Genomic DNA, 23,385 nt, shown 5'->3' on the forward strand with positions numbered 1-23,385 from the left:
GGCGGCTGGCCACGGTGCACCGCGCATCACCCTCCGTGATGCCGTTGGCAGTATCAGGCCGGTCTCCGGGCTCGTGAGCGGGCCTTGGCCCCAGCCTGCGCGCCTTCCCGGATGCTGGCATCCAGTGGCCCTGCGCGGCCTTTGTACTCACCTACCGTTGCGGGGGCAGCGCCGGAATCGCACCTTTGCGGCGCCCACCGGCTTCCCAGTTTCACCCTGCCCAGACGGGGCTGGCGGGGCACCTGAAACACGCGCGAAGGTTAGAGGGTTGAATGGGGAGCGTCAATCGAACCGGGGCGATTTCACCCAGCCCAGCGCCGGCTGGCCGACGATGGGCTGTGCGCTTCAGCGGCGCGGTGCCTTGGACGCCTGCACCGTTACTGCGGGAAGAAACGTTGCGCCAGCGCCGGCGTGCGAATACGTGCACGGTAGGCGGCCAAGTCGAACGCCAGACCGGTGCGCAGGTCGTACACGGCGCCTTCGGCAGGCTTGCTCACCTGGCCGAGCGTCACCAGGATGAAGCGGTAGTCGACGCCGTGCACCTGCTCGATCTTGTCGATGCGAAAGTAATGCCCAGGCAGGAACAGCGTCTCGGCTTCGTCCCAGTACAGCGAGAAGGCACTGACCGGCGTGCCGTCATGGTAGTGGCCGGCCGGCAGCCCGAAAATCACCGAACTGTCGTCGAAGGTGCGCGCCGTCGCGCTGCCCTGGCCCGTGACTTGCGACGCGAAGTCGGTGGCTTTGTACGGGTTTTCGGTAAACGAAGTCAGGTCGCTATTGACCAGCACATCGCCGACCTTCAAATGACCGCTGCGGTATAACCGGCCGCCCGTGCCGCGCGACACATGCCCGCCGCGGTACAGATTGACGGCGTTGCTCTTGGGCAGGCGGTCGAGCGAGTCGGCCAGGTTGCCCAGGTAGCTGTCTTCGTCACCGTAGTGATAGACACCATGGCGCAACACCTCGTTAACCCTCGATTCATCGCTGGTGTAGTACTCGATCAGCGAGTTGTAGTACTCGCGCTGATAGCGATAGGAGTATTCGGGCAAGCCGTGGACCATGACGCAATCCAGGCCGTTGCCATCCAGGTCCGGGCGCTTGTCGGCCGCAAGCGTCGGAATCATCCAGGTTTCGAGCAGTTTTTTCTGCCGCCGCAAGGCGCCGGCGGACAGCCTGCTGCTCTGGGTGCCGTCAGCCGTGGCGTAGACATCCCAGAACGGCGAGCCGATGTCAGCCACGTCAGCGATCGGCGATGAGCCGCCGCCCCGCAGGCCCGGTGCAACCAGTAGCTCCCATTGCCCATTGGCATTCAGGCGCACCGGCAACAGTGGCCCGAAGGCATAGGGGTTGTTGTTGGGCACGATCAGCCAGCAGGACAGTTCGTGGCTGTAGCGCACATGAAAGGACAACCCGTTCAGGGTGATCCAGCAAATGCCGTCATCGCTGACACCGACGCCTCTGAGCCGGCCCGCCTGCCCCACCTCGCCGGTCAGCAGCACGTTGCTCTCCTGCCCCTCGAGCGGCAGTTGCGCCGGCTGCGCTACCTGCCAGTGCTCCAGCGAAACGCCGGACTCGTGTGGCGCAGCGGGCCGCGCCAGGGAGGCGAAGCTCGATTGAAAGCCGAAGTCGACCATGTTGAAGGCCGCGAGCACGCTGTCGAGGATGGCCGTGCGCAGCGCTTCCCTGCGGCTTTGATCGTCGCCGGCACGTGCGGCGGCCTGCACATCCAGGCCGACCTTGGCCACGCTGGCACCGAGCAAGGCCAGCGACATCGGCCAGCCCAGCGGCGCGAAACCACCGAACACCTTGAGAAAGGCGGCGAGGTAGCCACGCCAGATCGCGTTGCGCAAATCCGCATTGTTGGTCATCAAGCTGGCGGTTTCGCGCAGCTCGCGGGCAACCAGGCCAATCAGGTAGGTGAACATGTCTTGCGTGATCGGGCGCTTCAGGTAATTGAGCAGCACCAAAGCGGCCTGCTCCGAGGCGCTGCTGGCAATGCCCTGCAGATGCGTTGCCACCGCGTGGGTGCGCGCAGGGTCACGTGCATCGCCATAGGCTGCCGCCTTGAAGGCGTCGAGCTTTTGGCTGTCCTGCAGGTGTTCACGCAACCAGCAGGCCATGGCCAGGGCCGAGCCGAACGCCCTGAGCGCTTCCCCGGCCCAGGGCAGATACAGCACCACCCGCCCATCGGCGGCTTCCAGGCTGTACATGCAGCCGCCATCCGCGGGGTCGAGCACATAGCGACTGAGCGTCAAGGTACTGGTGGTGCTGTCGCGCTCAAGCGTGGCCAAGGTGGGTAGTTGATCGGCCGGCAAGCCATCGGCGATCAACGCTCGCAGGCGCTCGCCGTCATCGCGGGTAATGCGCGCGGCAGCCAGAGCCTCGGCGATATGGCCAAGCAGGCAGATCTTGGCCAGGACGCGAAAATGCTGGCGCTGGGTGGTCAGAAAGTGCTCGACCTTGGCGCGATAGGCCACGGCGAAATCCAGTGCCCACAGGTCACTTTGCACATCGCTGCCCAGCATGCCCACTTCGTTGTGGGTATCGAACTGCAGGGCCTGCGGCCCCTGCCGGTAGAAGCCGCCATAGACCGCCAACTGGTCCGGCGCCTGCTGAAAGGCCGCGTCGAAACGATGCACCACCAGCTCGGTGAGATGCATGGACTTGCTGGGCGGCCCTCTGTGTTGCCAGCCCGTGAAGCTGGTCGAACTGCTGGCACTGGTGCCTTCGAACTGGTGCCACCAGACGAACCGCGGGTCTATCCGCTTGCCGGTATGGGTAAGCAGGATGCGCCTCGCCTGCTCGGTTGCCAGCACGCTGGGGTCTGGGTATTCACGGACGATTTCCTCGATCAGGTCGGTGAGAGGCCGCAGGGCCTGCGAGGCATCGAGCTGGCGTTCGATTGTTTCATTGACGGTGTTCATCACCCACTCCAAAGCCATCTGCATAGGGATGGCCATGCTGGACAGGGCAACGAACGGCTGGCAGTAGATGTGTAGGGCGCCCATGCAACGCGGTGTCGATTGAACCTGGCAGCGCTGGCGCCCCTCACAATCAATACAGACCTGCTCGCGAGGGTGGCACACATGAACGGATCCGCAATCACGAAGGTGTTGTTGCTGGTCGCCAGCCTCGCAGGCTGCGCTGAAACCGCGCAGCTGCAGGTCGCCGACGGCAGTGGCCCGACACCTCGCCTGCCAGCACCGAACAACACCCTAATACCGACCGTGAACATCGCGCCGGCGGTGGGCTGGCCCCAAGGCGCCAAGCCCAAGGCCGCGCCTGGCACGCAAGTGACGGCGTTCGCCAGCGGCCTGGACCACCCCCGCTGGCTGTACGTGCTGCCCAATGGCGATGTGCTGGTGGCCGAAACCAATGCCCCGGCTAGGCCCGATGAGGGCAAAGGCATACGGGGCTGGGTAATGGGCAAGGTGATGCAGCGCGCAGGGGCCGGCGTGCCCAGCGCCAACCGCATCACCCTGCTGCGCGACGCCGATCATGACGGCGTGGCCGAAACCCGCAGCACTTTCATCGAAGGGCTCCACTCACCGTTTGGCATGGCGTTGGTGGGCAACGACTTCTATGTCGCCGACACCGACAAACTGCTGCGTTTTCGCTACGTGCCAGGGGCCACGCAGATCCGCGAGGCCGGCACCCAGGTCACCGACTTGCCCGGCGGCCCGCTCAACCACCACTGGACCAAGAACGTGATCGCCAGCGCCGATGGCAGGAAGCTGTACGTGACGGTGGGCTCGAACAGCAATGTCGGCGAGAACGGGCTGGACCAGGAGCAAGGCCGCGCGGCGATCTGGGAAGTGGATGCGGCCAGCGGCGCCCATCGGGTTTTCGCTTCAGGCTTGCGCAACCCCAATGGCCTGGCCTGGGAACCACGCAGCGGCGCGTTGTGGACTGCGATCAACGAGCGTGACGAGATTGGCAGCGACCTGGTGCCGGACTACATCACCTCGGTCAAGGATGGCGGTTTCTATGGCTGGCCCTACAGCTACTACGGGCAGCATGTTGATCAACGCGTGCAGCCGCAAAACCCGCAGAAGGTCGCCCAAGCCCTGGTGCCGGACTACGCCGTCGGCCCGCATACCGCCTCATTGGGCCTGGCGTTCGCCGAACCGGGTGCACTGCCGGCGCCCTTCGACCACGGGGCATTCGTCGGCCAGCACGGTTCATGGAACCGCAAGCCGCACAGTGGCTACAAGGTTATTTTCGTGCCGTTCGACAGCAGCGGCAAACCCAGCGGGCAACCGCTGGACCTGCTCACCGGCTTTCTCGACAGTGATGCCAAGGCCATGGGCCGGCCCGTTGGGGTTGCCAATGACAGGCGCGGTGGCGTGCTGGTGGCAGACGATGTCGGCAACGTGGTGTGGCGGGTCAACAAGGCGCCGTAGCGCCTGGCGTGATCAGGGGTTCTGGGCCAGATGGCCCTGGGGGATGACCCGCTTTGCCTGCAGGTAGGCCTTGGCCCAATAGCTGTTGGACAGGTAGTCCAGGCGGACCGTACCGCCGGTCGAAGGTGCATGCACGAAGCGGCCCTCCCCGACGTAGATACCGGCGTGGCTGACCTGCGAACCACCACCGGTGGCGAAGAACACCAGGTCACCCGATTGCAGAGACTTCGCGTCCACGGTCGGCGCGCGCATGACGATCATCTCGCGCGTGGAGCGTGGCAGGCTGATACCCGCCGCATCACGGTAGACGTAGCCGATCAGGCCGCTGCAATCGAACCCGGAATCCGGCGTGTTGCCGCCCCATCGGTAAGGCGTGCCCACCAGGCCGATCGCGCGGATCAGCACGTCGTCGGCAATGGGCGAGCCATCCGGTTGGCTGTAGGTGACCTTGGGCTGCACCACAGGAGCGGGCGCAGGCGCACGGCTGGAGCAGGCAGCCAGCAATGCCACCAGGGAAAAGAATGCGAAACGCGCCATTATCGCCATGGCCAGAACATCCTGTCTGAGACCGCACGGCCGCAGCCGAAAAGAGTTGAGAATTTAGATTAGACGCTTTCTGTAAATGCGCACGGCGGCGAGCTTTTTAAGCTCGCCGCCGTGGGAGAATATAGCATTTTGATATCAGTTGCGCGCGATATCGCTGGTCGGCGCCATGGCCAAGGCACGCTTGGCTTCGATGAAGGTCTTGCTCCAGTAGCGGTCACCGAGGTTGTCGATGCGCACGCCACCGCTGCGGCGGCTGCTGGAATGGATGAACTGGTTGTCACCCAGGTAGATGCCGGCATGGCTGACGCGGCCACGGCCGTTGGTGCTGAAGAACAGCAGGTCGCCTGGCTTGAGCTTGTTGCGGGCTACCTTGGGCGCGTCGACGTTGATCATTTCGCGGGTCGAGCGCGGCAGGTTCATGCCAGCTTCCTCGCGGAACAGGTAGCCGATGAAACCGCTGCAGTCGAAGCCCGCCTCGGTGGTACCGCCAAAGCGGTAGCGGGTGCCGATCAACGACATGCCGCGCTCGAGGATACTGTCGGCCAGAACCGGCAGTTGGTAAGGCTTGCTGCTGGAGAAGGCCTCCAGGTCATCTTCGGTTGCCTGCTCTTCTTCACCGAATACCGACGAAGCAGAAGCCTTGGCTTTGATGGCCGCCTGGCTGGCGACCGGGGTGTGATCCTGGGGCTGGGAAACCGGGCCTTGGGCCGCGCAGCCGATCAGCAGGGTCACGAGTGCGAGTGGCACGAGGGGTGCGAAGCGCTTGAGCATGGGCACGACCGTGTCTGTAATCCTTTAGAAGGGGGAAACTATGCCTTCTATCGGGACCATTTGCAAATTTTATCGAAAAAGATGTGACTTTTTCGTTTTGCCGCTCAAAGCCCTGTAATCACGGGGTTTACCAGCCGAGCGTTTCCTTCAGGAACGGGATCGTGAGCTTGCGTTGTGCCTGCAAGGACGCCTGATCGAGGCGCTCGAGCAGGTCGAACAGTGCGCTCATGCTGCGGGTACCGCGGGTGAGGATGAAATGGCCGACTTCGTCGGTCAGGTGCAGGCCACGGCGCGAGGCACGCAGCTGCAGGGCGCGCAGCTTGTCTTCATCGGACAGGCCACGCATCTGGAACACCAGCGCCAGGGTCAGGCGCGACTTGAGGTCGGGCAGCTTGATCGGCAGCTCGCGCGGCGAAGCCGAGGCCGCCAGCAGCAGGCGCCGGCCGCTGTCGCGCAGGCGGTTGAACAGATGGAACATGGCCTCTTCCCAGTCCGCCTTGCCGGCGATCACGTGCAGGTCATCGATGCACACCAGCTCGTACTGGGCCAGGTAGTCGAGCAGTTCCACGCCACGCTCGAGCAACTGCGCCAGCGGCAGGTACACGGCAGGCTCGCCGCGCTGCTGGAAGCGGTGGGTGGCAGCCTGCAACAGGTGACTGCGGCCGACACCCTGCTTGCCCCACAGGTAGATGAGGCTCTCGGTCCAGCCGGCGTCGGCTTCGCAAAGCCGCTCGACATAGCCCAATGCCGCGGCATTGGCGCCCGGGTAGTAGTTGATGAAGGTGGCGTCGTCGCGCAGACGCACACCCAAGGGCAACTGGATCGGTGGTTTCATGCTGGCGGGCGGTCGGGAGGACCACAGGGGGCCTTAAATGAACGGTGTGCAAAGTCTATACCCGCAACGCGGGTGGGCACAATCGCGCACGCACATAGCACAAGCAAAATCAACGAGTTGCAGTGGACGGGGCGGCGCTGCAGCCCTTTCGCCGGCAAGCCGGCTCCCACAGTGAGAGCACCGTCGCGCCGGCGAAAGAGCCGCAACGCGGCCCCGCTGTCACAACTCAGGGTCGATATCCCCGGCATACATGTCCGACTCCTTGTACAGGTCATGCACATGGCGCAGCAGCACCATGATCACCGCCGCCACCGGCAGCGCCAGCAACACGCCGGTAAAGCCGAACAGCTCGCCACCGGCAAGGATGGCGAAGATCACCGCCACCGGATGCAGGCCGATCCGGTCGCCGACCAGCAGCGGCGTCAGCACCATGCCTTCCAGCGCCTGCCCGACCATGAACACGGCAACGATGCCCAGCATCGGGTAGAGATCGCCGCCAAACTGGAACAGCCCGGCCACCAGCGCCGCGCCGATGCCGATGATGAAGCCCATGTACGGCACGATGGCCGCGAGGCCCGCCAGCATGCCGATCAGCAGGCCCAGCTCCAGCCCCACCAGCATCAGGCCGGCGGAGTAGATGACGCCCAATGCCAGCATCACCATCAACTGGCCACGCACGAACGCCCCCAGCACTTCATGGCACTCACCGGCCAGGCCCACCACCTGCGCCTCTCGCTGGCGCGGCAGCAGGCTGCGCAGCTTGGCCATCATCACGTCCCAGTCGCGCAGCAGGTAGAAGCCCACCACCGGGATCAGCACCAGGTTGGCCAGCCAGGCCATCAGCGCCAGGCTCGAGGCGGTGGCCTGGGACAGCACGATGCCGACGATGTCGGTGGTCTGGCCCATGTGCTCGCCAATCGCGGCCTTGATCTTGTCGAACTTCCAGAAGCCATCGGCCAGGCCCAGGCGGTGCTGTACCCAGGGCAGCGCCACATGCTGCAGCCAGTCGAGCATCTGCGGCGCCAGTTCATACAGGCGCAGCAACTGCTTGGCCAGCATGGGTACCAGTACCAGCAGCAAGGCCAGCAGGATGAGGGTGAACAGGCCGAACACCACGACCACGCCCCAGGTGCGTGAAAGCCCCAGGCGCTCGAGGCGATCGACCAGCGGATCGGCCAGGTAGGCGAGCAGGATGCCGATCAGAAACGGTGAAAGAATGTTGTGCAGGCTATAAAGAAGCACGGCAATCAGCAGGGCTGCGCCCAGCCAGATCCAGCGACGGGTATCGAGCATGTGCATCACTCCTTACCAGCGAAAGCGCAAGCCGTCGAACGGCTTGGCTGCAGGCTGGGCGGCGGCGGGCTGGCCCGGCGCCGGCGGGGTGCCCGTGGCGGGCGGTGCAGCCAGGGCGGGGGCCTGTTCGGCCGGCACTTCCTGCAACTTGGCCAGGCCAAGCTGGGCGCGCAGTTGCTCGCGGTCGGCGGTCACGGCGTAGGTCAGGGTATTGCCGTCGGCGAGCTGCAGGCGCGGCCCGTAGGGTTCGAGCACACGGCCCAGTTCGGCATAACGCTGCAGGTTCATGCCCTGCACCTGCAGCTGCAACTGGCTGCTGGCGCCCGGCCGGGTCACGTAGCGTGGCGCCAGGCGGTTGCTCACGGCGAGCATGACCGCGTCGGCCAGCGCGGCCTGGTCGGCCCCTTCGGCATTGCCTTGTTCGTGCTGCTTGCCCAGCCACAGCTGCCACTTGCCTTGCCACTTGCCGTCGGCCTCCTGGGCGTGCACCGCCAGCAGCGCATCGGCGCCGTAACGCTCGGCGGCCTGGCGCAGCGGCGCGGGGTCGCTGCCTTCCAGTTGCTTGGCATTGGCCACCAGCTGCTCCTGCAGGTCGGCCAGCGGCAGGCGCAGTGGCAGGCCACGGTGCTGGGCGGCGCGGCGCAGGGGTTGGGCGCTGGCCTGGCCATCGCCAACCAGGTTGCTGCCTTCGGCGTTGTCGTTGAGCCACCAGCCGAGGATCGATGGCCGGTTGCTGCCCCACAGGGCTAGCCCGGCCTTGCGCAAGGCGCGCTCGGTGCTGCCGGGGTCGAACTCGACCATCACCGATTCGGGCGGGCCCGCGTCGGTGCCGACCTGGTTGATGATTTGTTGCGGGTCCTTGCGCAGCTCGGCCAGCGCCGGGCTCTGCGCCGCCTTGGGGTCGCCGGTCAGGCGCAGCACCAGGGTATCCAGGGCCTTGGCGGTGGCGGCGGTACGGGCTTCGGCGCCCTGCCCTTCGACGGCCTCGCGCACCTGGTAGAGGCCGGAGACGTTTTCCGCCTGGGCGGCGAGGCTGGCAAGGGCGAGACAACCCGCTGCCAGGTAATTGAGAAGTCGCATGCAGGATTCCTGTCCAGATAACACGGAACAACGTGAGCGTAGCGCAGGGTGGGACCGTTGCTGAGGGCAAAGTGCTCCCACTACCTTATAGAGGGTTGGCCGTGGCAACCAGTGAGCGTGGGTGAAATGGCTGTCACCCAGCCTGTGGCGCCGCCATCGCCGCCAGGCTGGCTCCCACAGGTTTGCATTGCCGCTCGATCGGCCATGATTTTCAGCATTTCCTGCCCTGCCCGTCGGCCTGAGGATGGCCGCTGCCCGGCAACCCTGATAAAATCGCGCGCCTTCACAGACCTCTGACGTTTCAGGCAGCCGCCGCCTCCCAGCCGGCCTTGGCCGTCACGGTCGTTTTTACGAATCCCTCCCTCTTAAAGGCCTGGATCAATGAGCAAGCAACCCTCCCTGAGCTACAAGGACGCCGGTGTAGACATCGACGCCGGCGAAGCACTGGTCGAACGCATCAAGGGCGTGGCAAAACGCACCGCACGCCCTGAAGTCATGGGTGGCCTGGGTGGCTTCGGCGCCCTCTGCGAGATCCCGGCCGGCTACAAGCAGCCTGTGCTGGTCTCCGGCACCGACGGCGTCGGCACCAAGCTGCGCCTGGCGCTGAACCTGAACAAGCACGACAGCATCGGCCAGGACCTGGTCGCCATGTGCGTCAACGACCTGGTGGTCTGTGGCGCCGAGCCGCTGTTCTTCCTCGACTACTACGCCACCGGCAAGCTCAACGTCGACGTGGCCGCCACCGTGGTCACCGGCATCGGCGCCGGCTGTGAACTGGCTGGCTGCTCCCTGGTTGGCGGCGAAACTGCCGAGATGCCGGGCATGTACGAAGGCGAAGACTACGACCTGGCCGGCTTCTGCGTCGGCGTGGTGGAAAAGGCCGAAATCATCGACGGCTCCAAGGTCGCTACCGGTGACGCGCTGATCGCCCTGCCGTCCTCCGGCCCGCACTCCAACGGCTACTCGCTGATCCGCAAGATCCTCGAAGTGTCGGCCACCGACATCGAGAACACCCAGCTCGACGGCAAGCCGCTGACCGACCTGCTGATGGCGCCGACCCGCATCTACGTCAAGCCGCTGCTGCAACTGATCAAGAACACCGGTGCCGTCAAGGCCATGGCCCACATCACCGGTGGCGGCCTGCTGGACAACATCCCGCGCGTCCTGCCGGCCAACGCCCAGGCCGTGATCGACGTGGCCAGCTGGCAGCGCCCGGTGGTGTTCGACTTCCTGCAGGAAAAAGGCAACGTCGATGAGCACGAAATGCACCGTGTGCTGAACTGCGGCGTGGGCATGGTCATCTGCGTGGCCCAGGACCAGGTCGAAGCGGCCCTGAACGAACTGCGCGCCGCCGGCGAGCAGCCATGGGTCATCGGCCGCATCGAACAGGCCGCCGAAGGCGCAGCCCAGGTCGAGCTGCAGAACCTCAAGGCACACTGATGCCGAGTTCGCCCTGCAATGTCGTGGTACTGCTGTCGGGTTCCGGCAGCAACCTGCAAGCCCTGATCGACAGCAGCCGCGGTGAAGCCAGCCCAGTACGCATCGTCGCGGTGATTTCCAACCGCGCCGATGCCTATGGCCTGCAACGGGCCGCGGCGGCGGGCATCGCCACTGCGGTGCTGGATCACACCGGCTTTGACGGGCGCGAGGCCTTCGATGCGGCGCTGATGGCGCGCATCGACGGTTTCAACCCCGACCTGGTGGTGCTGGCCGGTTTCATGCGTATCCTCAGCGGCGGCTTCGTGCGCCACTACCAGGGCCGCCTGCTCAACATCCACCCGTCGCTGCTGCCCAAGTACAAGGGCCTGCATACCCACCGCCGGGCCCTGGAAGCAGGCGACGCCGAGCACGGCTGCAGCGTACACTTCGTCACCGAGGAACTCGATGGCGGGCCTCTGGTCGTACAGGCTGTGGTACCGGTAGTGCCAGGCGATAGCGCTGAAAGCCTCGCGCAGCGGGTACACCACCAGGAACACCAGATCTACCCGCTGGCGATGCACTGGTTTGCCGAGGGGCGCTTGCGCCTGGGCGAACAGGGTGCGTTACTGGATGGCCAGCCGTTGCCGGCCAGTGGTCATTTGATCCGACCCTAGGAGAATTTATGCGTCGCGCCCTGCTCTTGGCTCTTGCCGTGCTTGCCCTGCCGCTCCAGGCAGCTGACCTGAAGCCTTTCTCGGCCAGCTACACCGCCGACTGGAAACAACTGCCCATGAGTGGCACTGCCGAACGCAGCCTGGTGAAAAACGCCAACGGTACATGGGACCTTAACTTCAAGGCGTCCATGATGATCGCCAGCCTGACCGAGCAAAGCACCCTGCGCCTGGACAACGACACCCTGCAGCCGCAGAAGTACCACTTCGAACGCGGTGGCCTGGGCAAGGCCAAGAAGGTCGACCTGACCTTCGACTGGAACGCCAAGAAAGTGACCGGCAGCGACCGCGGCGACGCGATCAGCCTGCCGCTCAACCGTGGCGTGCTGGACAAGTCGTCCTACCAGCTGGCCCTGCAGCACGATGTGGCCGCCGGCAAGAAAAGCATGACCTACCAGGTGGTCGACGGTGACGAAATCGACACCTACGACTTCCGCGTGCTGGGCACCGAGAAAGTCACCACCAAGACCGGCCAGGTCGATGCGGTGAAGGTCGAGCGCGTGCGCGACCCTAGCCAGAGCAAACGCATCACCGAGCTGTGGTTTGCCAAGGACTGGGATTACCTGCTGGTGCAACTGCGCCAGGTCGAGACCGACGGCAAGGAGTACGTGATCGTGCTGCAGGATGGCACGGTCGATGGCCGCACGGTGAAGGGTAACTGAAGCGCTGCAGCCTGCTTGCCTGAAACCCCGCCTGGTGCGGGGTTTCTTTTTGTCGGCGCGCCAACATGAAACTTGTTTCATCGCCGTTTTATTTACTTAGCCTGCTAACAAACTCTATAAAAGGGGTGTGCGACACAGTGTCGCAACCAACCCAAGAAGTGGAGTTTACCGATGACTGTCCAAGTAACCGAACGCGACGAATCGAGAATGTCCCACGAAGGCCTGGCCGCTGGCGTGCGGATCTGGGATGTGCACCAGCAAGGCCAGCTGGTAGGCATGTTCCACAATGAACACGAAGCTCACCAGTACCGCGTAGAGCTCGAAGACCTGGAAAACCAGCGCACCACGCAATGACCCCGTCTTCCATGAAAAAGCCCCGCCTAGGCGGGGCTTTTTGCATTTACCACATCAGATCGTCAGGGATCTTGTAGGCCGCGTAGGGGTCATCCTCGTCCGCTTCCTCGACATGGGTGTTGAGCAGCAGGATGCGGTTAGGGTCGCGCTCCTGGATCTTCACCGCCGCCTCACGCGGGATCACTTCGTAGCCACCGCCATGGGCAACGATTGCCAGTGCGCCATTGCTCAGCTTGCTGCGCATCAGGGCGTTGACGGCGATGCGCTTGACCTTCTTGTCATCGACGAAGTTGTAGTAATCCTCGGTGTTCAGCTTGGGCAGGCGGGTCGCCTCGATCAGCTGCTTGACCTGTGCGGCGCGGGCCTTTTGCTCGGCCTTTTCCTGCTGCTGGCGGTTCAGCTCCTGGTCGCGCTTGGCCTTCTCGGCCATGGCTTCCTTGGCCAGGCGCTGCTGGCTGTCGTCGACTTCGACCTGGCCTTTGTGCTCCAGGCGTTTTTGTTTCTTTTCGGCCTTGTTGGCCTGGGAGACCTGTTTCTGGTTGACCAGACCGGCCTTGAGCAATTGATCGCGAAGGGAAAGACTCATGGATGTTCACTCACTTATGCAGCTACTCAGCCGCAGCTGGGCAGGTTCTTTTCCTGACGTTTGGCTTCCCCCCAAAGGGCGTCCAGTTCGTCAAGGTTACATGCTTCAATCGCCCGACCACTGTCGCGCAATGCCTGTTCGATGAAGCGGAAACGCCGCTCGAACTTGCGGTTGGCGCGGCGCAGGGCGTTTTCCGGGTCTTGCTTGAGGTGGCGTGCCAGGTTGACCGCGGCGAACAGCAGGTCGCCGACTTCATCTTCCAGCGCGTCGGCATCGCCGTCGGCCATGGCCTGCAGCACTTCGTCGAGTTCCTCGCGGACCTTGTCGAGCACCGGCAGGGCCTCGGGCCAGTCGAAACCGACGGTGGCCGCGCGCTTTTGCAGTTTGGCTGCCCGCGACAGGGCCGGCAAGGTTGCAGGCACGTCATCGAGCAGCGAAAGCTGCTGCGGGTCGCTGTTTTCGGCACGCTCTTCGGCCTTGATCTCTTCCCAGCGCGACTTGACCTGGGCCTCGCTCAGGCTGGGGGTGTCCAGCGGCGCATACAGCTCGCCCGTGGGGAATACGTGGGGGTGGCGGCGGATGAGCTTGCGGGTGATGCCGTCGACCACGCCGTCGAACTCGAAACGCCCCTCCTCCCGGGCCAGCTGGCTGTAGTAGACCACCTGGAACAGCAGATCGCCGAGTTCGCCCTGCAGGTGCTCGAAGTCGCCGCGCTCGATGGTGTCGGCGACTTCGTAGGCTTCCTCGATGGTGTGCGGGACGATGCTCGCGTAGTTCTGCTTGAGGTCCCATGGGCAGCCATATTGCGGGTCGCGCAGGCGGGCCATGAGGTGCAGCAGGTCTTCGAGGGTGTAGGTCATTTAGGCAGGTCCTTCGGTGGTGCCTGTATCGCGGACGAATCCGCTCCTACCGGGTAGGAGCGGATTCATCCGCGAAGAAGGCACCGCAGTCTCAAGGGGTTCGATTACGCCGCGTCTCGATGATGTTCGGCAACTGCGAGATCCTGCCCAGCAGGCGCCCCAGCGCATCCAGGCCGGGAATCTCGATGGTCAGCGACATCAGCGCGGTGTTGTCTTCCTTGTTCGAGCGGGTGTTCACCGCCAGCACGTTGATCTTCTCGTTGAGCAGCACCTGCGACACGTCGCGCAGCAGGCCCGGGCGGTCGTAGGCACGGATGACGATATCGACCGGGTAGGTCTGCACCGGGATCGGGCCCCAGCTCACCTGGATCATCCGCTCCGGCTCGCGCCCGGCCAGCTGCAGCACCGAGGCGCAGTCCTGGCGGTGAATGCTCACGCCGCGGCCCTGGGTGATGTAGCCGACGATGGCGTCGCCCGGCAGTGGCTGGCAGCAGCCGGCCATCTGCGTCAGCAGGTTGCCCACGCCCTGGATCTGGATATCGCCCCGCTTGCCGGTGCGCGGGCCGGTAGGCTTGCGCGGCACCAGTTCGATCTGCTCGATGCGCTCGGGCTCGAGCAGCTGCTGGGCGGCGTTGACCAGGTGCGCCAGGCGCAGGTCGCCAGCACCGAGCGAGGCGAACATGTCTTCGGCGGTCTTGACGTTGGTCTTCTCGGCAAGGCGCTCGAAGTCCACCTGGGGCAGGCCCAGGCGGCTCAGTTCGCGCTCAAGCAAGGTCTTGCCGGCGGCGACGTTCTGGTCGCGTGCCTGCAGCTTGAACCAGTGGACGATCTTCGCCCGCGCCCGCGAGGTGGTGACGTAGCCGAGGTTGGAGTTCAGCCAGTCGCGGCTCGGGTTGCCGTGCTTGCTGGTGATGATCTCCACCTGCTCGCCGGTCTGCAGGCTGTAGTTGAGCGGCACGATGCGCCCGTTGATCTTGGCGCCACGGCAGTTGTGGCCGATCTCGGTGTGCACGCGGTAGGCGAAGTCCAGCGGCGTGGCGCCTTTGGGCAGGTCGATGGCATGGCCGTCGGGGGTGAACACATAGACCCGGTCCGGCTCGATATCGACGCGCAGCTGCTCGGCCAGGCCACCGATGTCGCCCAGCTCTTCGTGCCATTCGAGGACCTGGCGCAGCCAGGAGATCTTCTCTTCGTAGTGGTTGGAGCTGGGCTTGACGTCGGTGCCCTTGTAGCGCCAGTGGGCGCAGACACCGAGCTCGGCCTCTTCGTGCATGCCGTGGGTACGGATCTGCACTTCCAGCACCTTGCCCTCGGGGCCGATCACCGCGGTGTGCAGCGAGCGGTAGCCGTTCTCCTTGGGGTTGGCGATGTAGTCGTCGAATTCCTTGGGGATGTGCCGCCAGAGGGTGTGGACGATGCCCAGCGCGGTGTAGCAGTCGCGCACCTCCGGCACCAGCACGCGCACCGCGCGCACATCGTAGATCTGGCTGAATTCCAGGCCTTTGCGCTGCATCTTGCGCCAGATCGAATAGATGTGTTTGGCCCGGCCGCTGATGTCGGCGTTGACGCCGGTGGCCAGCAGCTCGTTTTGCAGCTGGTTCATCACGTCGCTGATGAAGCGCTCGCGATCCAGCCGGCGCTCGTGCAGGAGCTTGGCGATCTGCTTGTACTGATCGGGTTCGAGGTAGCGGAAGGACAGGTCTTCCAGCTCCCACTTGATATGGCCGATGCCCAGGCGGTGCGCCAGTGGTGCGTAGATGTCGAACACCTCGCGGGCCACGCGCAGGCGCTTTTCGTCATCGGCGGACTTCACCGCACGGATCGCGCAGGTACGCTCGGCCAGCTTGATCAAGGCCACGCGCACGTCGTCGACCATGGCCACAAGCATCTTGCGCAGGTTCTCGACCTGCGCCTGGGAGCCGAGCACCAGCGACTGGCGCGGGCTGAGGCTGGCGCTGATGGCGGCCATGCGCAGCACGCCGTCGATCAGCTTGGACACCACCGGACCAAAACGCTGGCCGACTTCGGCCAGGGTCACCTTGCCTTCGCGCACCGAACGATAGATGACCGCCGCCACCAGGGAGTCCTGGTCGAGCTTGAGGTCGGCGAGGATTTCGGCGATTTCCAGGCCTGCCTGGAAGCTGGAAGTACCGTCGGCCCATGAATGCTTGGCCGGGTTGCCCTTCTTCTCGATTTCCTGGGCGAACTCGCAGGCCTCCTTGAGTGCCACGCGATCCAATGCCGAATCGACGCTCACCACATGATCCAGCCATGCTTCGAGATTGATACTGCCGTCGGTGTTGACCGGCTGGTGCACTCTCACCTGTACCATCTTTGTTTTACCTTTCCATACAGCGCACTACACGGGTGCGCTGGCTATCACCGTGTGGCTTCCAGTCCGTGGAAACCGCACCAAGGGGCGCCCAATTGGCTAGCCCGCTTCGAATAACGCCATGGCCTCGACATGTGCCGTCTGAGGAAACATGTCGAGAATCCCGGCCCTTTTTAACCGGTACCCCTGGCCGACCAGCACCTGGGCGTCTCGCGCCAGCGTGGCCGGGTTGCACGATACGTAGACCAGACGTTTGGCCTTGAGGCGGGCGATGCCTTGCACCACCTCGAACGCACCGTCGCGCGGTGGATCCAAGAGTACCGCAGAAAAGCCCTCGGCGGCCCATCCGGCGCCCGCCAAAGGCTGCGATAAATCGGCCTGAAAAAACGCTGCGTTATGCACATCGTTGTTTCGGGCATTGGCCGCGGCCCGATCGACCATGGCCTGCACACCTTCCACTGCCACCACTTCGCGCGCCTGGCGGGCCAGCGGCAGGGCGAAGTTGCCCAGGCCGCAGAACAGGTCCAGCACGCGCTCGTCGGCTTGCGGTGCGAGCCAGGCCAGGGCCTGCTCGATCATTGCCGTGTTGACCTGGGCGTTGACCTGGACGAAATCGCCCGGGCGCCAGGCCAGCTCCAGTTGCCAGGGCGCCAGGGCAAAGCCGAGTTTCGCCTCGGCCTCCACCGGCGCAGGCTCGCCCTCGCCTTGCAGCCAGAGCTGCGCCTTGGCTTCATGGCAGAACGCCTCGAGGCGCGCCAGGTCTTCTGCCGGCAACGGCATCACGTGGCGCACCAGCACCGCCTCGGCGGTGCCGCTGAACAGCTCCACATGGCCGATCGCCTGCGGCTTGCCGAGCGAGCGCAGCACGGTCGGCAAGTGGCGAAGAATAGATTGCAAAGGCTGTACCAGCACCGCGCAGTCATCGATGGAAACAATGTCCTGGCTGGCCTCGGCACGAAAGCCCACTTCCAACTGGCGTGCCTTCACATCCCAGCGCACCGCGACCCGCGCCCGGCGCCGGTAGCCGAACTCAGGCCCGCTCAACGGCGCGGCCCACTCCTCGGGCTGCACGCCGGCAACCCGCTGCAGTTGCTCGGCCAGGGTGCGCTGCTTGAGCGCCAGCTGGGCCTCGTGGGGCAGGTGCTGCAAGTTGCAGCCACCGCAGCGGTCATAGTGACGGCACGGCGCCTCGCGGCGCTCGGGGCTGGCCTGCAGCACCCGCTCCAGGCGCGCCTCGACCACCTTGCCGCGGGCATTGAGCACCCGCGCCTCGACCGCCTCGCCGGCCAGTGCGCCACTGACGAACCAGGTGCGCCCTTCGAGGAAGGCGATGCCGCGGCCGTCACCGGCCAGGCGCTCGATTTCCAGGCGCTGTTTCTTGCCCACGGGGACCTGGGGGGTGCGGTTACCGCCGGCCGGCTGGAAGCGCAGGCCGCTGTTGCTTTTCTTTCTGGACATTTAGCTCGGGTCGAACAGGCCGGTGGACAGGTAACGGTCGCCGCGGTCACAGATGATCGCGACCATCACCGCGTTTTCCACTTCGCGGGACAGGCGCAGCATGGCTGCCACCGCACCACCGGAAGACACGCCGCAGAAAATGCCCTCTTCGCGGGCAAGACGGCGGGTGGTGTCTTCGGCTTCCTGCTGGGACATGTCGACCACGCGGTCGACACGGGTGGCGTCGAAGATTTTCGGCAGGTACTCCTCGGGCCAGCGGCGAATGCCCGGGATCGCCGAGCCTTCCATCGGCTGCAGGCCGATGATCTGCACCGCCGGGTTCTGCTCCTTGAGGTACTGCGAACAGCCCATGATGGTACCGGTGGTGCCCATGGAGCTGACGAAATGGGTGATGCTGCCCTGGGTCTGCTGCCAGATCTCGGGGCCGGTGCTGTTGTAGTGGGCGATCGGGTTGTCGCCATTGGCGAACTGGTCGAGGACCAGGCCACGGCCTTCGGCCTGTAGCTTCTCGGCCAGGTCGCGGGCGCCTTCCATGCCCTCCTCCTTGGTCACCAGGATCAGCTCGGCGCCATAAGCGGTCATGGCGGCCTTGCGCTCGGCGGTGGAGTTGTCGGGCATGATCAGGATCATCTTGTAGCCCTTGATCGCCGCCGCCATGGCCAGGGCGATGCCGGTGTTGCCGGAGGTGGCTTCGATCAGGGTGTCGCCGGGCTTGATCTGGCCACGCAGTTCGGCGCGGGTGATCATCGACAGGGCCGGGCGGTCCTTCACCGAGCCGGCGGGATTGTTACCTTCGAGCTTGAGCAGGAGGGTATTGCTGGTTTCTCCAGCGATGCGCTGCAGGCGAACCAGGGGCGTATTGCCGACGCAATCGGCGATGGTTAGGTACTGCAAGGTCATGGTGTATTTCACAATCCGGACGGCAGGGGCGACTATCATACCGGCAAACCCCTCGCCGCCATATCACGCAATCTGTAGTCGCTATAGCTACAAGCTATATGCAGCAGGAGATGGGGCCGCGACGGGTTGCACATGCACCGGCAAGCGCATGCACAGGCGCAGCCCGCGCTTGCCATTCTCGGCCCACAAGGTGCCGCCCTGGCGCTGGATTGCACTGCGGGCGATGCTCAACCCCAGGCCGAAACCGCCGTCCCCGGGGCGCGAGCCGTCGAGGCGGGAAAACGGCGCGAAGATGCGCTCAAGATCAGCCTCGGCCACGCCACCGCCCTCGTCCTCCAGCCACAACCGCCAGTAGCCGCCCTCTCGCTGGCCGCCCAGGCGCACCAGGGCGTTTTCCGGCGAATGGCGGATGGCATTGCGCAGCATGTTCTCCAGGGCCTGGGCCAGGTGGTTGAGGTTGCCGTGCACCCAACAGTGGGCCGGCAGCTCGCAGCGCAGGCGTTCGGGCGACCAGCCGCTTTCATAGCAGGCATCTTCGACCAGCAGCTCCCACAAGGCCTGCAGCTGGATCGGCTCAAGGTTCATCGGCGCCCGCTCGGCATCCTGCCAGGCCAGTTGCAAGGTGTCTTCGACCAGTTGCTGCATGCAGTCCACTTCGCGGCCCAGCCGTTCGCGCAGGCGGGCCAGGTCGGTTTCACCGTCACAGGCCACGCGCAGGCGGCTCAAGGGCGTGCGCATTTCGTGGGACAGGTCGCGCAGCAGTTGCTGCTGCATGGCCACCGTGCCCTGCAGGCGCTCGGCCATCTGGTCGAAGGCGCGGGCCAGCTCGCCCAGCTCGTCATGCCGGGCGATGGTGCGCGAGTCCAGGCGTGCCGAAAGCTGGTCGGCGCGCCAGGCGTTGGCCTGTTCGCGCAGCTGGTTGAGCGGCACGATCAGCATGCGGTACAGGCCGATGCACAGCAGCAAGGTGAACAGGCCAGGGATGATGCCGTTGGTGACGATGCGCCAGGCCAGCAGGTACTGGCCAGGGGTGAAGCGGGTCGGCAGCTCGATCACCAGCATGCCCTGCTCCGGCGCCCCGGGAAACGGAATGCGCAGCCAGGGCTGGTCGACGCTGCGCCGGCTCATGGGCCAGTCGACGCCGCGCAGGCGGGTCAGGCGCTGCATGATCTGCGGGCTCAGGGTGGCACTGTTCAAGGGCCGCAGGTTGCTGTCGAGCACCCCCACCCAGCCCTGCTCGCGCCCGTGCATGCCTTCCAGCCAGCGGTCCAGCCCGGCTTGCCCGCCGCGGCGCCAGGCCTGCTCGGCCTCGCTGGCATAGCCACGCAGCACTTGGCGGGCGGGCTCATCGAGAAAGGCGTTCTGGGTATCCATGTGGCGGCCCCAGGTGTAGCTGAGGCCGATCATCAACAAGCAGAAGCCGACCAGCAGGATGGCCAGTTTCCAGAACAGCGAATGGCGGTCGAGCATCGCTCACTCCGCCTCGCCGACGCTGAGCACGTAGCCTTTGCCCCAGACGGTACGGATCTGCCGCTCGTGGTAGCCGATGGCCTTGAGCTTGCGGCGGATCTGGCTGACGTGCATGTCCAGGCTGCGGTCATGCCGCGAATAGCCGCGCTGCAGCACCTGCTGATAAAGGAAGGGTTTGCTCATCACTTCGTCGAAGTTGCGGTTGAGGATGTCGAACAGGCGGTATTCGCTTGGCGTCAGCCCGGCGTGCTGGCCGCCCAGGCTGACATCGCAGAGGTTCTCGTCGAAGCGCAGTTCGCCACTGGCCAGGTCCTGCGCAGGCTGGTGGCGGCGCTCGAGGGCGACGCGGCGCAGGATGGCTTCGATGCGCACCTGCAATTCGGCCATGCTGAAGGGCTTGGGCAGGTAGTCGTCGGCGCCGCGCTGGAAGCCGCAGATGCGGTCGGCCTCAGCCCCCAGCGCCGACATCAGGATCACCGGCGTGGCACTGCGCCTGCGCAGTTGGGCCAGGGCGTCCAGGCCGTTGAGGCCGGGCAGGAGGATGTCCATCAGCACCACGTCGAACATCTGCCGGCCGGCTGTTTCCAGGCCTTCGAGGCCGTTGCGGCACCAGGTCACCTGGAAGCCGCCACGCTGCAATTCTTCGTGCAGATAGGCGCCCAGCACCGGGTCGTCCTCGATGGCCAGGATACTGGAAGTGTGATTCGCTACGGGATTCATTGGCAACTGCCATGCATTCTCAATTACGAGGGATTATTGGGCATGCTTCCGATCTAGGCAACCGCCCCGCGACCGGCGCCGCGGCGCCTTGGCAAAATCACCGGCAAAAGGGTGCATTCATGCCGCAGGCGGAGTAACTTTCCGCTTTGGTTCGTGGCGCAGGCCACGGCGTACAGGCACATGACAGGAGGCTGGTGTGCTCGATCGTTTGGGAATCCGCAGCCGGGTTCTGCTGCTGGCATTGCTGCCCGCCATCCTGATGGCCCTGGTGCTGGGCTGCTATTTCACCTGGTTGCAGCAAAATGAATTGCGCACCCAGTTGCTCCAGCGCGGCAAGATGATTGCCGAGCAGCTGGCCCCGCTGGCTGCCCCGGCCCTGGCCAGGCAGGCGCCTGCACAGCTCGAGCGGATTGCCGCGCAAACCCTGGAGCAGGCCGATGTGCGCGCCGTAGCGTTCCTGGCCCCGGACCGCAGCCGCCTGGCCCATGCCGGCCCGAGCATGATCAACCAGCCGCCCAGCGGCGGCACCGGCACCCAGTTGCTGCAGCGCAGCGGCAACGATGCCACCCGCTACCTGATGCCGGTGTTCGGCCATCACCGCGACCTGGCCACCGATGCCGTGCCAGCGGAAGCCGAGCGCCTGCTGGGCTGGGTCGAAATCGAGCTGTCCCACGACGGCACCCTGCTGCGCGGCTACCGCAACCTGTTCACCAGCGTGCTGCTGATCCTCGTCTGCCTGGGCCTCAGCGCCCTGCTGGCGATACGCATGAGCCGCACCATCAACGACCCGATCGCGCGCATCAAGCACGCGGTCAACCAGCTCAAGGACGGCCACCTCGAAGAACGCCTCCCGGCCATGGGCAGCCACGAGCTGGACGAACTGGCGCGGGGCATCAACCGCATGGCCGAAACCCTGCACAGCGCCCACGAAGAGCTGCAGCACAGCATCGACCAGGCCACCGAGGACGTGCGCCAGAACCTGGAAACCATCGAGATCCAGAACATCGAGCTGGACATGGCGCGCAAGGAGGCCCTGGAGGCCAGCCGCATCAAGTCCGAGTTCCTGGCCAACATGAGCCACGAGATCCGCACGCCGCTCAACGGCATCCTCGGTTTCACCCACCTGCTGCAGAAAAGCGAGCTCACGCCGCGCCAGCTCGACTACCTGAACACCATCGAAAAGTCCGCCGACAACCTCTTGGGGATCATCAACGAGATCCTCGACTTCTCCAAGATCGAGGCCGGCAAGCTGGTGCTCGACAGTATCCCGTTCAACCTGCGCGACCTGGTCCAGGACACCCTCACCATCCTCGCCCCCGCCGCCCATGCCAAGCAGCTCGAGCTGCTTAGCCTGATCTACCGCGACACGCCGACCTCGCTGATCGGCGACCCGCTGCGGCTCAAGCAGATTCTCACCAACCTGGTGAGCAACGCCATCAAGTTCACCCGCGAAGGCACCATCGTCGTGCGTGCCATGCTCGAGGACGAACAGGAAGACAGCGCTCAACTGCGCATCAGCGTGCAGGACACCGGCATCGGCCTGTCGCCGCAGGATGTGCGCACGTTGTTCCAGGCCTTCAGCCAGGCCGACAACTCGCTGGCCCGGCAACCCGGCGGCACCGGCCTGGGGTTGGTGATTTCCAAGCGCCTGATCGAGCAGATGGGCGGCGAGATCGGGGTCGACAGCACGCCGGGCGAAGGCTCGCAGTTCTGGATCAGCCTGAGCCTGCCCAAGGCCCACGACGATATCGAGGAGCACCCGCTGCAACCCCTGCTGGGCCGCCGCGCCGCGGTGGTCGATGGCCACGAGCTGGCGCGCCAGGCCCTGGAGCACCAGCTGGAGGATTGCGGCCTGAGCGTGAGCCTGTTCGCCTCCTACGAACAGCTGCTGCAAGGCGTGCAGGCGGGCTTCCAGGGCGGCATGCCGTTCGAGTTCGCGGTGTTTGGCGCAAGCCTTGGCAACCTCTCGCCGGAGCAGCTGGGTGACTATCACCAGCAGCTGGAGCGCTATCACTGCCAGTGCGTGGTGCTGTGCCCGACCACCGAGCAGGCGCTGTACCACCCCTACCTGCCTAATGGCCACGGCCAGCTGCTGTCCAAGCCGACCTGCACGCGCAAGCTGCGCCGCCTGTTGCTGGAGCTGGTGCAGCCGCGCCGCCCGCTGGGCGAAGCAGGCCCCGGGCACAAGGGCGAGCGCCAGGCGAAGATCCTCTGCGTCGACGACAACGCCGCCAACCTGCTGCTGGTGCAGACCTTGCTCGAGGACCTGGGCGCCGACGTGCTGGCGGTCGACAACGGCCATGCCGCGCTGCAGGCGGTGCAGAGCGAAAGCTTCGACCTGGTGCTGATGGACGTGCAGATGCCGGGCATGGATGGCCGCGCCTGCACCGAGCAGATCCGCCTGTGGGAAAACACCCAGAGCGGCAACCCGCTGCCGATCGTCGCCCTCACCGCCCACGCCATGGCCAACGAGAAACGCGCCTTGCTGCACAGCGGCATGGACGACTACCTGACCAAACCGATCAGCGAGCGCCAGCTGGCCCAGGTGGTGATGAAGTGGACCGGCCTGAGCCTGGGCGCCGCGCCCCTGGAGCGTGCCGACGAGCAGCAGGCCGAAGGCCACGAACTGCAGGTGCTCGACCCTGACGAAGGGCTGCGCCTGGCCGCCGGCAAGCCGGACCTTGCGGCCGACATGCTGGCCATGCTGCTGGCCTCGCTGGACAGCGACCGCGAGGCGATCCGTGCGGCGCGCGAAGCCGAGGACCGCACGGCGCTGATCGAGCAGGTGCACCGGCTCAACGGCGCCTCTCGCTATTGCGGCGTGCCGCAGCTGCGCGCAGCCTGCCAGCGCAGCGAAACCTTGCTCAAGCAGGACCATCCGCAGGCGCAGCAGGCCCTGGATGACCTGGACGGGGCGATCTGCCGGCTGGCGGCCCAGGCGCGGCTCAGCGCCTGAGTTCAAGGG

At 65.2% G+C, this 23,385-nt stretch carries 19 protein-coding genes and 1 riboswitch; of the genes, 6 read left to right on the plus strand and 13 right to left on the minus strand.

From position 1 onward, the window contains the following. Positions 1-39: 39 nt before the first annotated feature. A riboswitch (cobalamin riboswitch) is annotated at positions 40-261 on the minus strand. Positions 262-377: 116 nt separating this feature from the next. Then, positions 378-3,008 carry a dermonecrotic toxin domain-containing protein gene (locus L6D75_RS17950; RefSeq protein WP_236193738.1) on the minus strand — a complete coding sequence of 877 codons (2,631 nt, stop codon included), beginning with the start codon at positions 3,006-3,008 and terminating at the stop codon, positions 378-380. A 78-nt stretch (positions 3,009-3,086) separates the two neighbouring features. Here L6D75_RS17950 and L6D75_RS17955 point away from each other — a divergent pair, with 78 nt between their 5' ends. Beyond that, positions 3,087-4,403, plus strand: a complete 1,317-nt coding sequence (locus L6D75_RS17955) for a PQQ-dependent sugar dehydrogenase (RefSeq protein ID WP_176515681.1) — start codon at positions 3,087-3,089, stop codon at positions 4,401-4,403. Positions 4,404-4,415: 12 nt separating this feature from the next. Here the strand turns inward: L6D75_RS17955 and L6D75_RS17960 are convergent, their stop codons facing one another. The 5 genes from L6D75_RS17960 to L6D75_RS17980 form a co-directional block, all read right to left on the minus strand. Then, positions 4,416-4,949, minus strand: a complete 534-nt coding sequence (locus tag L6D75_RS17960; RefSeq protein WP_176515683.1) for a C40 family peptidase — start codon at positions 4,947-4,949, stop codon at positions 4,416-4,418. A gap of 135 nt (positions 4,950-5,084) precedes the next feature. Then, positions 5,085-5,720: a C40 family peptidase gene (locus L6D75_RS17965; RefSeq protein WP_176515685.1), complete on the minus strand. Its 636-nt coding sequence runs from the start codon at positions 5,718-5,720 to the stop codon at positions 5,085-5,087. A gap of 127 nt (positions 5,721-5,847) precedes the next feature. Beyond that, positions 5,848-6,555, minus strand: a complete 708-nt coding sequence (gene hda, locus L6D75_RS17970; protein ID WP_145193312.1) for a DnaA regulatory inactivator Hda — start codon at positions 6,553-6,555, stop codon at positions 5,848-5,850. 219 nt (positions 6,556-6,774) lie between these two features. After that, positions 6,775-7,848, minus strand: a complete 1,074-nt coding sequence (locus tag L6D75_RS17975; protein WP_176515687.1) for an AI-2E family transporter — start codon at positions 7,846-7,848, stop codon at positions 6,775-6,777. A gap of 12 nt (positions 7,849-7,860) precedes the next feature. Then, positions 7,861-8,928, minus strand: coding sequence for a DUF2066 domain-containing protein (locus L6D75_RS17980; RefSeq protein WP_176515689.1), 1,068 nt, complete (start codon positions 8,926-8,928; stop codon positions 7,861-7,863). A 381-nt stretch (positions 8,929-9,309) separates the two neighbouring features. Here L6D75_RS17980 and purM point away from each other — a divergent pair, with 381 nt between their 5' ends. From purM to L6D75_RS18000, 4 genes are all read left to right on the plus strand, one after another. After that, positions 9,310-10,368, plus strand: a complete 1,059-nt coding sequence (gene purM, locus L6D75_RS17985) for a phosphoribosylformylglycinamidine cyclo-ligase (RefSeq protein ID WP_176515691.1) — start codon at positions 9,310-9,312, stop codon at positions 10,366-10,368. Further along, complete coding sequence (gene purN / locus L6D75_RS17990; RefSeq protein WP_176515693.1) at positions 10,368-11,021, plus strand: phosphoribosylglycinamide formyltransferase; 654 nt, start codon at positions 10,368-10,370, stop codon at positions 11,019-11,021. The genes purM and purN overlap by 1 nt, the downstream gene beginning before the upstream one ends. Before the next feature lie 8 nt (positions 11,022-11,029). Beyond that, the gene (locus tag L6D75_RS17995) at positions 11,030-11,740 is read left to right on the plus strand and encodes a DUF3108 domain-containing protein (RefSeq protein ID WP_176515695.1); all 711 of its coding nucleotides are present in this window, start codon (positions 11,030-11,032) and stop codon (positions 11,738-11,740) included. 171 nt (positions 11,741-11,911) lie between these two features. Continuing rightward, positions 11,912-12,094 carry a hypothetical protein gene (locus L6D75_RS18000; RefSeq protein WP_176515697.1) on the plus strand — a complete coding sequence of 61 codons (183 nt, stop codon included), beginning with the start codon at positions 11,912-11,914 and terminating at the stop codon, positions 12,092-12,094. A gap of 46 nt (positions 12,095-12,140) precedes the next feature. Here the strand turns inward: L6D75_RS18000 and L6D75_RS18005 are convergent, their stop codons facing one another. The 7 genes from L6D75_RS18005 to L6D75_RS18035 form a co-directional block, all read right to left on the minus strand. After that, positions 12,141-12,680 carry a DUF2058 domain-containing protein gene (locus tag L6D75_RS18005; RefSeq protein WP_176515699.1) on the minus strand — a complete coding sequence of 180 codons (540 nt, stop codon included), beginning with the start codon at positions 12,678-12,680 and terminating at the stop codon, positions 12,141-12,143. Between the two features lie 26 nt (positions 12,681-12,706). Then, positions 12,707-13,540: a nucleoside triphosphate pyrophosphohydrolase gene (mazG, locus tag L6D75_RS18010; RefSeq protein ID WP_176515701.1), complete on the minus strand. Its 834-nt coding sequence runs from the start codon at positions 13,538-13,540 to the stop codon at positions 12,707-12,709. Between the two features lie 91 nt (positions 13,541-13,631). Continuing rightward, positions 13,632-15,872 carry a GTP diphosphokinase gene (gene relA / locus L6D75_RS18015; protein ID WP_176515703.1) on the minus strand — a complete coding sequence of 747 codons (2,241 nt, stop codon included), beginning with the start codon at positions 15,870-15,872 and terminating at the stop codon, positions 13,632-13,634. A gap of 99 nt (positions 15,873-15,971) precedes the next feature. Continuing rightward, complete coding sequence (gene rlmD, locus L6D75_RS18020; RefSeq protein WP_176515705.1) at positions 15,972-17,330, minus strand: 23S rRNA (uracil(1939)-C(5))-methyltransferase RlmD; 1,359 nt, start codon at positions 17,328-17,330, stop codon at positions 15,972-15,974. Beyond that, on the minus strand, positions 17,331-18,230 hold the full coding sequence (gene cysM, locus L6D75_RS18025) for a cysteine synthase CysM (RefSeq protein ID WP_176515707.1): 900 nt from the start codon (positions 18,228-18,230) through the stop codon (positions 17,331-17,333). Positions 18,231-18,317: 87 nt separating this feature from the next. Further along, complete coding sequence (locus L6D75_RS18030; RefSeq protein ID WP_176515709.1) at positions 18,318-19,700, minus strand: sensor histidine kinase; 1,383 nt, start codon at positions 19,698-19,700, stop codon at positions 18,318-18,320. 3 nt (positions 19,701-19,703) lie between these two features. After that, positions 19,704-20,420 (minus strand): response regulator transcription factor, encoded by a 717-nt coding sequence (locus tag L6D75_RS18035; protein WP_176515711.1) that lies wholly within the window; start codon positions 20,418-20,420, stop codon positions 19,704-19,706. A 196-nt stretch (positions 20,421-20,616) separates the two neighbouring features. On the opposite strand from L6D75_RS18035, the gene L6D75_RS18040 reads away from it, so the two are divergent. Further along, positions 20,617-23,376 (plus strand): response regulator, encoded by a 2,760-nt coding sequence (locus L6D75_RS18040; RefSeq protein ID WP_236193739.1) that lies wholly within the window; start codon positions 20,617-20,619, stop codon positions 23,374-23,376. Positions 23,377-23,385: the final 9 nt, after the last annotated feature.

It is taken from the genome of Pseudomonas faucium (assembly GCF_021602585.1).
Classification (GTDB): domain Bacteria; phylum Pseudomonadota; class Gammaproteobacteria; order Pseudomonadales; family Pseudomonadaceae; genus Aquipseudomonas; species Aquipseudomonas faucium.

Coding starts and splice junctions, on each gene's coding strand:
- L6D75_RS17975 (WP_176515687.1), bottom strand. CDS start 7,848: ATGCTCGATACCCGTCGCTGGATCTGGCTGGGCGCAGCCCTGCTGATT.
- relA (WP_176515703.1), bottom strand. CDS start 15,872: ATGGTACAGGTGAGAGTGCACCAGCCGGTCAACACCGACGGCAGTATC.
- cysM (WP_176515707.1), bottom strand. CDS start 18,230: ATGACCTTGCAGTACCTAACCATCGCCGATTGCGTCGGCAATACGCCC.
- L6D75_RS18005 (WP_176515699.1), bottom strand. CDS start 12,680: ATGAGTCTTTCCCTTCGCGATCAATTGCTCAAGGCCGGTCTGGTCAAC.
- purM (WP_176515691.1), top strand. CDS start 9,310: ATGAGCAAGCAACCCTCCCTGAGCTACAAGGACGCCGGTGTAGACATC.
- hda (WP_145193312.1), bottom strand. CDS start 6,555: ATGAAACCACCGATCCAGTTGCCCTTGGGTGTGCGTCTGCGCGACGAC.
- rlmD (WP_176515705.1), bottom strand. CDS start 17,330: ATGTCCAGAAAGAAAAGCAACAGCGGCCTGCGCTTCCAGCCGGCCGGC.
- L6D75_RS17995 (WP_176515695.1), top strand. CDS start 11,030: ATGCGTCGCGCCCTGCTCTTGGCTCTTGCCGTGCTTGCCCTGCCGCTC.
- L6D75_RS18035 (WP_176515711.1), bottom strand. CDS start 20,420: ATGAATCCCGTAGCGAATCACACTTCCAGTATCCTGGCCATCGAGGAC.
- purN (WP_176515693.1), top strand. CDS start 10,368: ATGCCGAGTTCGCCCTGCAATGTCGTGGTACTGCTGTCGGGTTCCGGC.
- mazG (WP_176515701.1), bottom strand. CDS start 13,540: ATGACCTACACCCTCGAAGACCTGCTGCACCTCATGGCCCGCCTGCGC.
- L6D75_RS17950 (WP_236193738.1), bottom strand. CDS start 3,008: ATGGGCGCCCTACACATCTACTGCCAGCCGTTCGTTGCCCTGTCCAGC.
- L6D75_RS17965 (WP_176515685.1), bottom strand. CDS start 5,720: ATGCTCAAGCGCTTCGCACCCCTCGTGCCACTCGCACTCGTGACCCTG.
- L6D75_RS17955 (WP_176515681.1), top strand. CDS start 3,087: ATGAACGGATCCGCAATCACGAAGGTGTTGTTGCTGGTCGCCAGCCTC.
- L6D75_RS18030 (WP_176515709.1), bottom strand. CDS start 19,700: ATGCTCGACCGCCATTCGCTGTTCTGGAAACTGGCCATCCTGCTGGTC.
- L6D75_RS17980 (WP_176515689.1), bottom strand. CDS start 8,928: ATGCGACTTCTCAATTACCTGGCAGCGGGTTGTCTCGCCCTTGCCAGC.
- L6D75_RS17960 (WP_176515683.1), bottom strand. CDS start 4,949: ATGGCGATAATGGCGCGTTTCGCATTCTTTTCCCTGGTGGCATTGCTG.
- L6D75_RS18000 (WP_176515697.1), top strand. CDS start 11,912: ATGACTGTCCAAGTAACCGAACGCGACGAATCGAGAATGTCCCACGAA.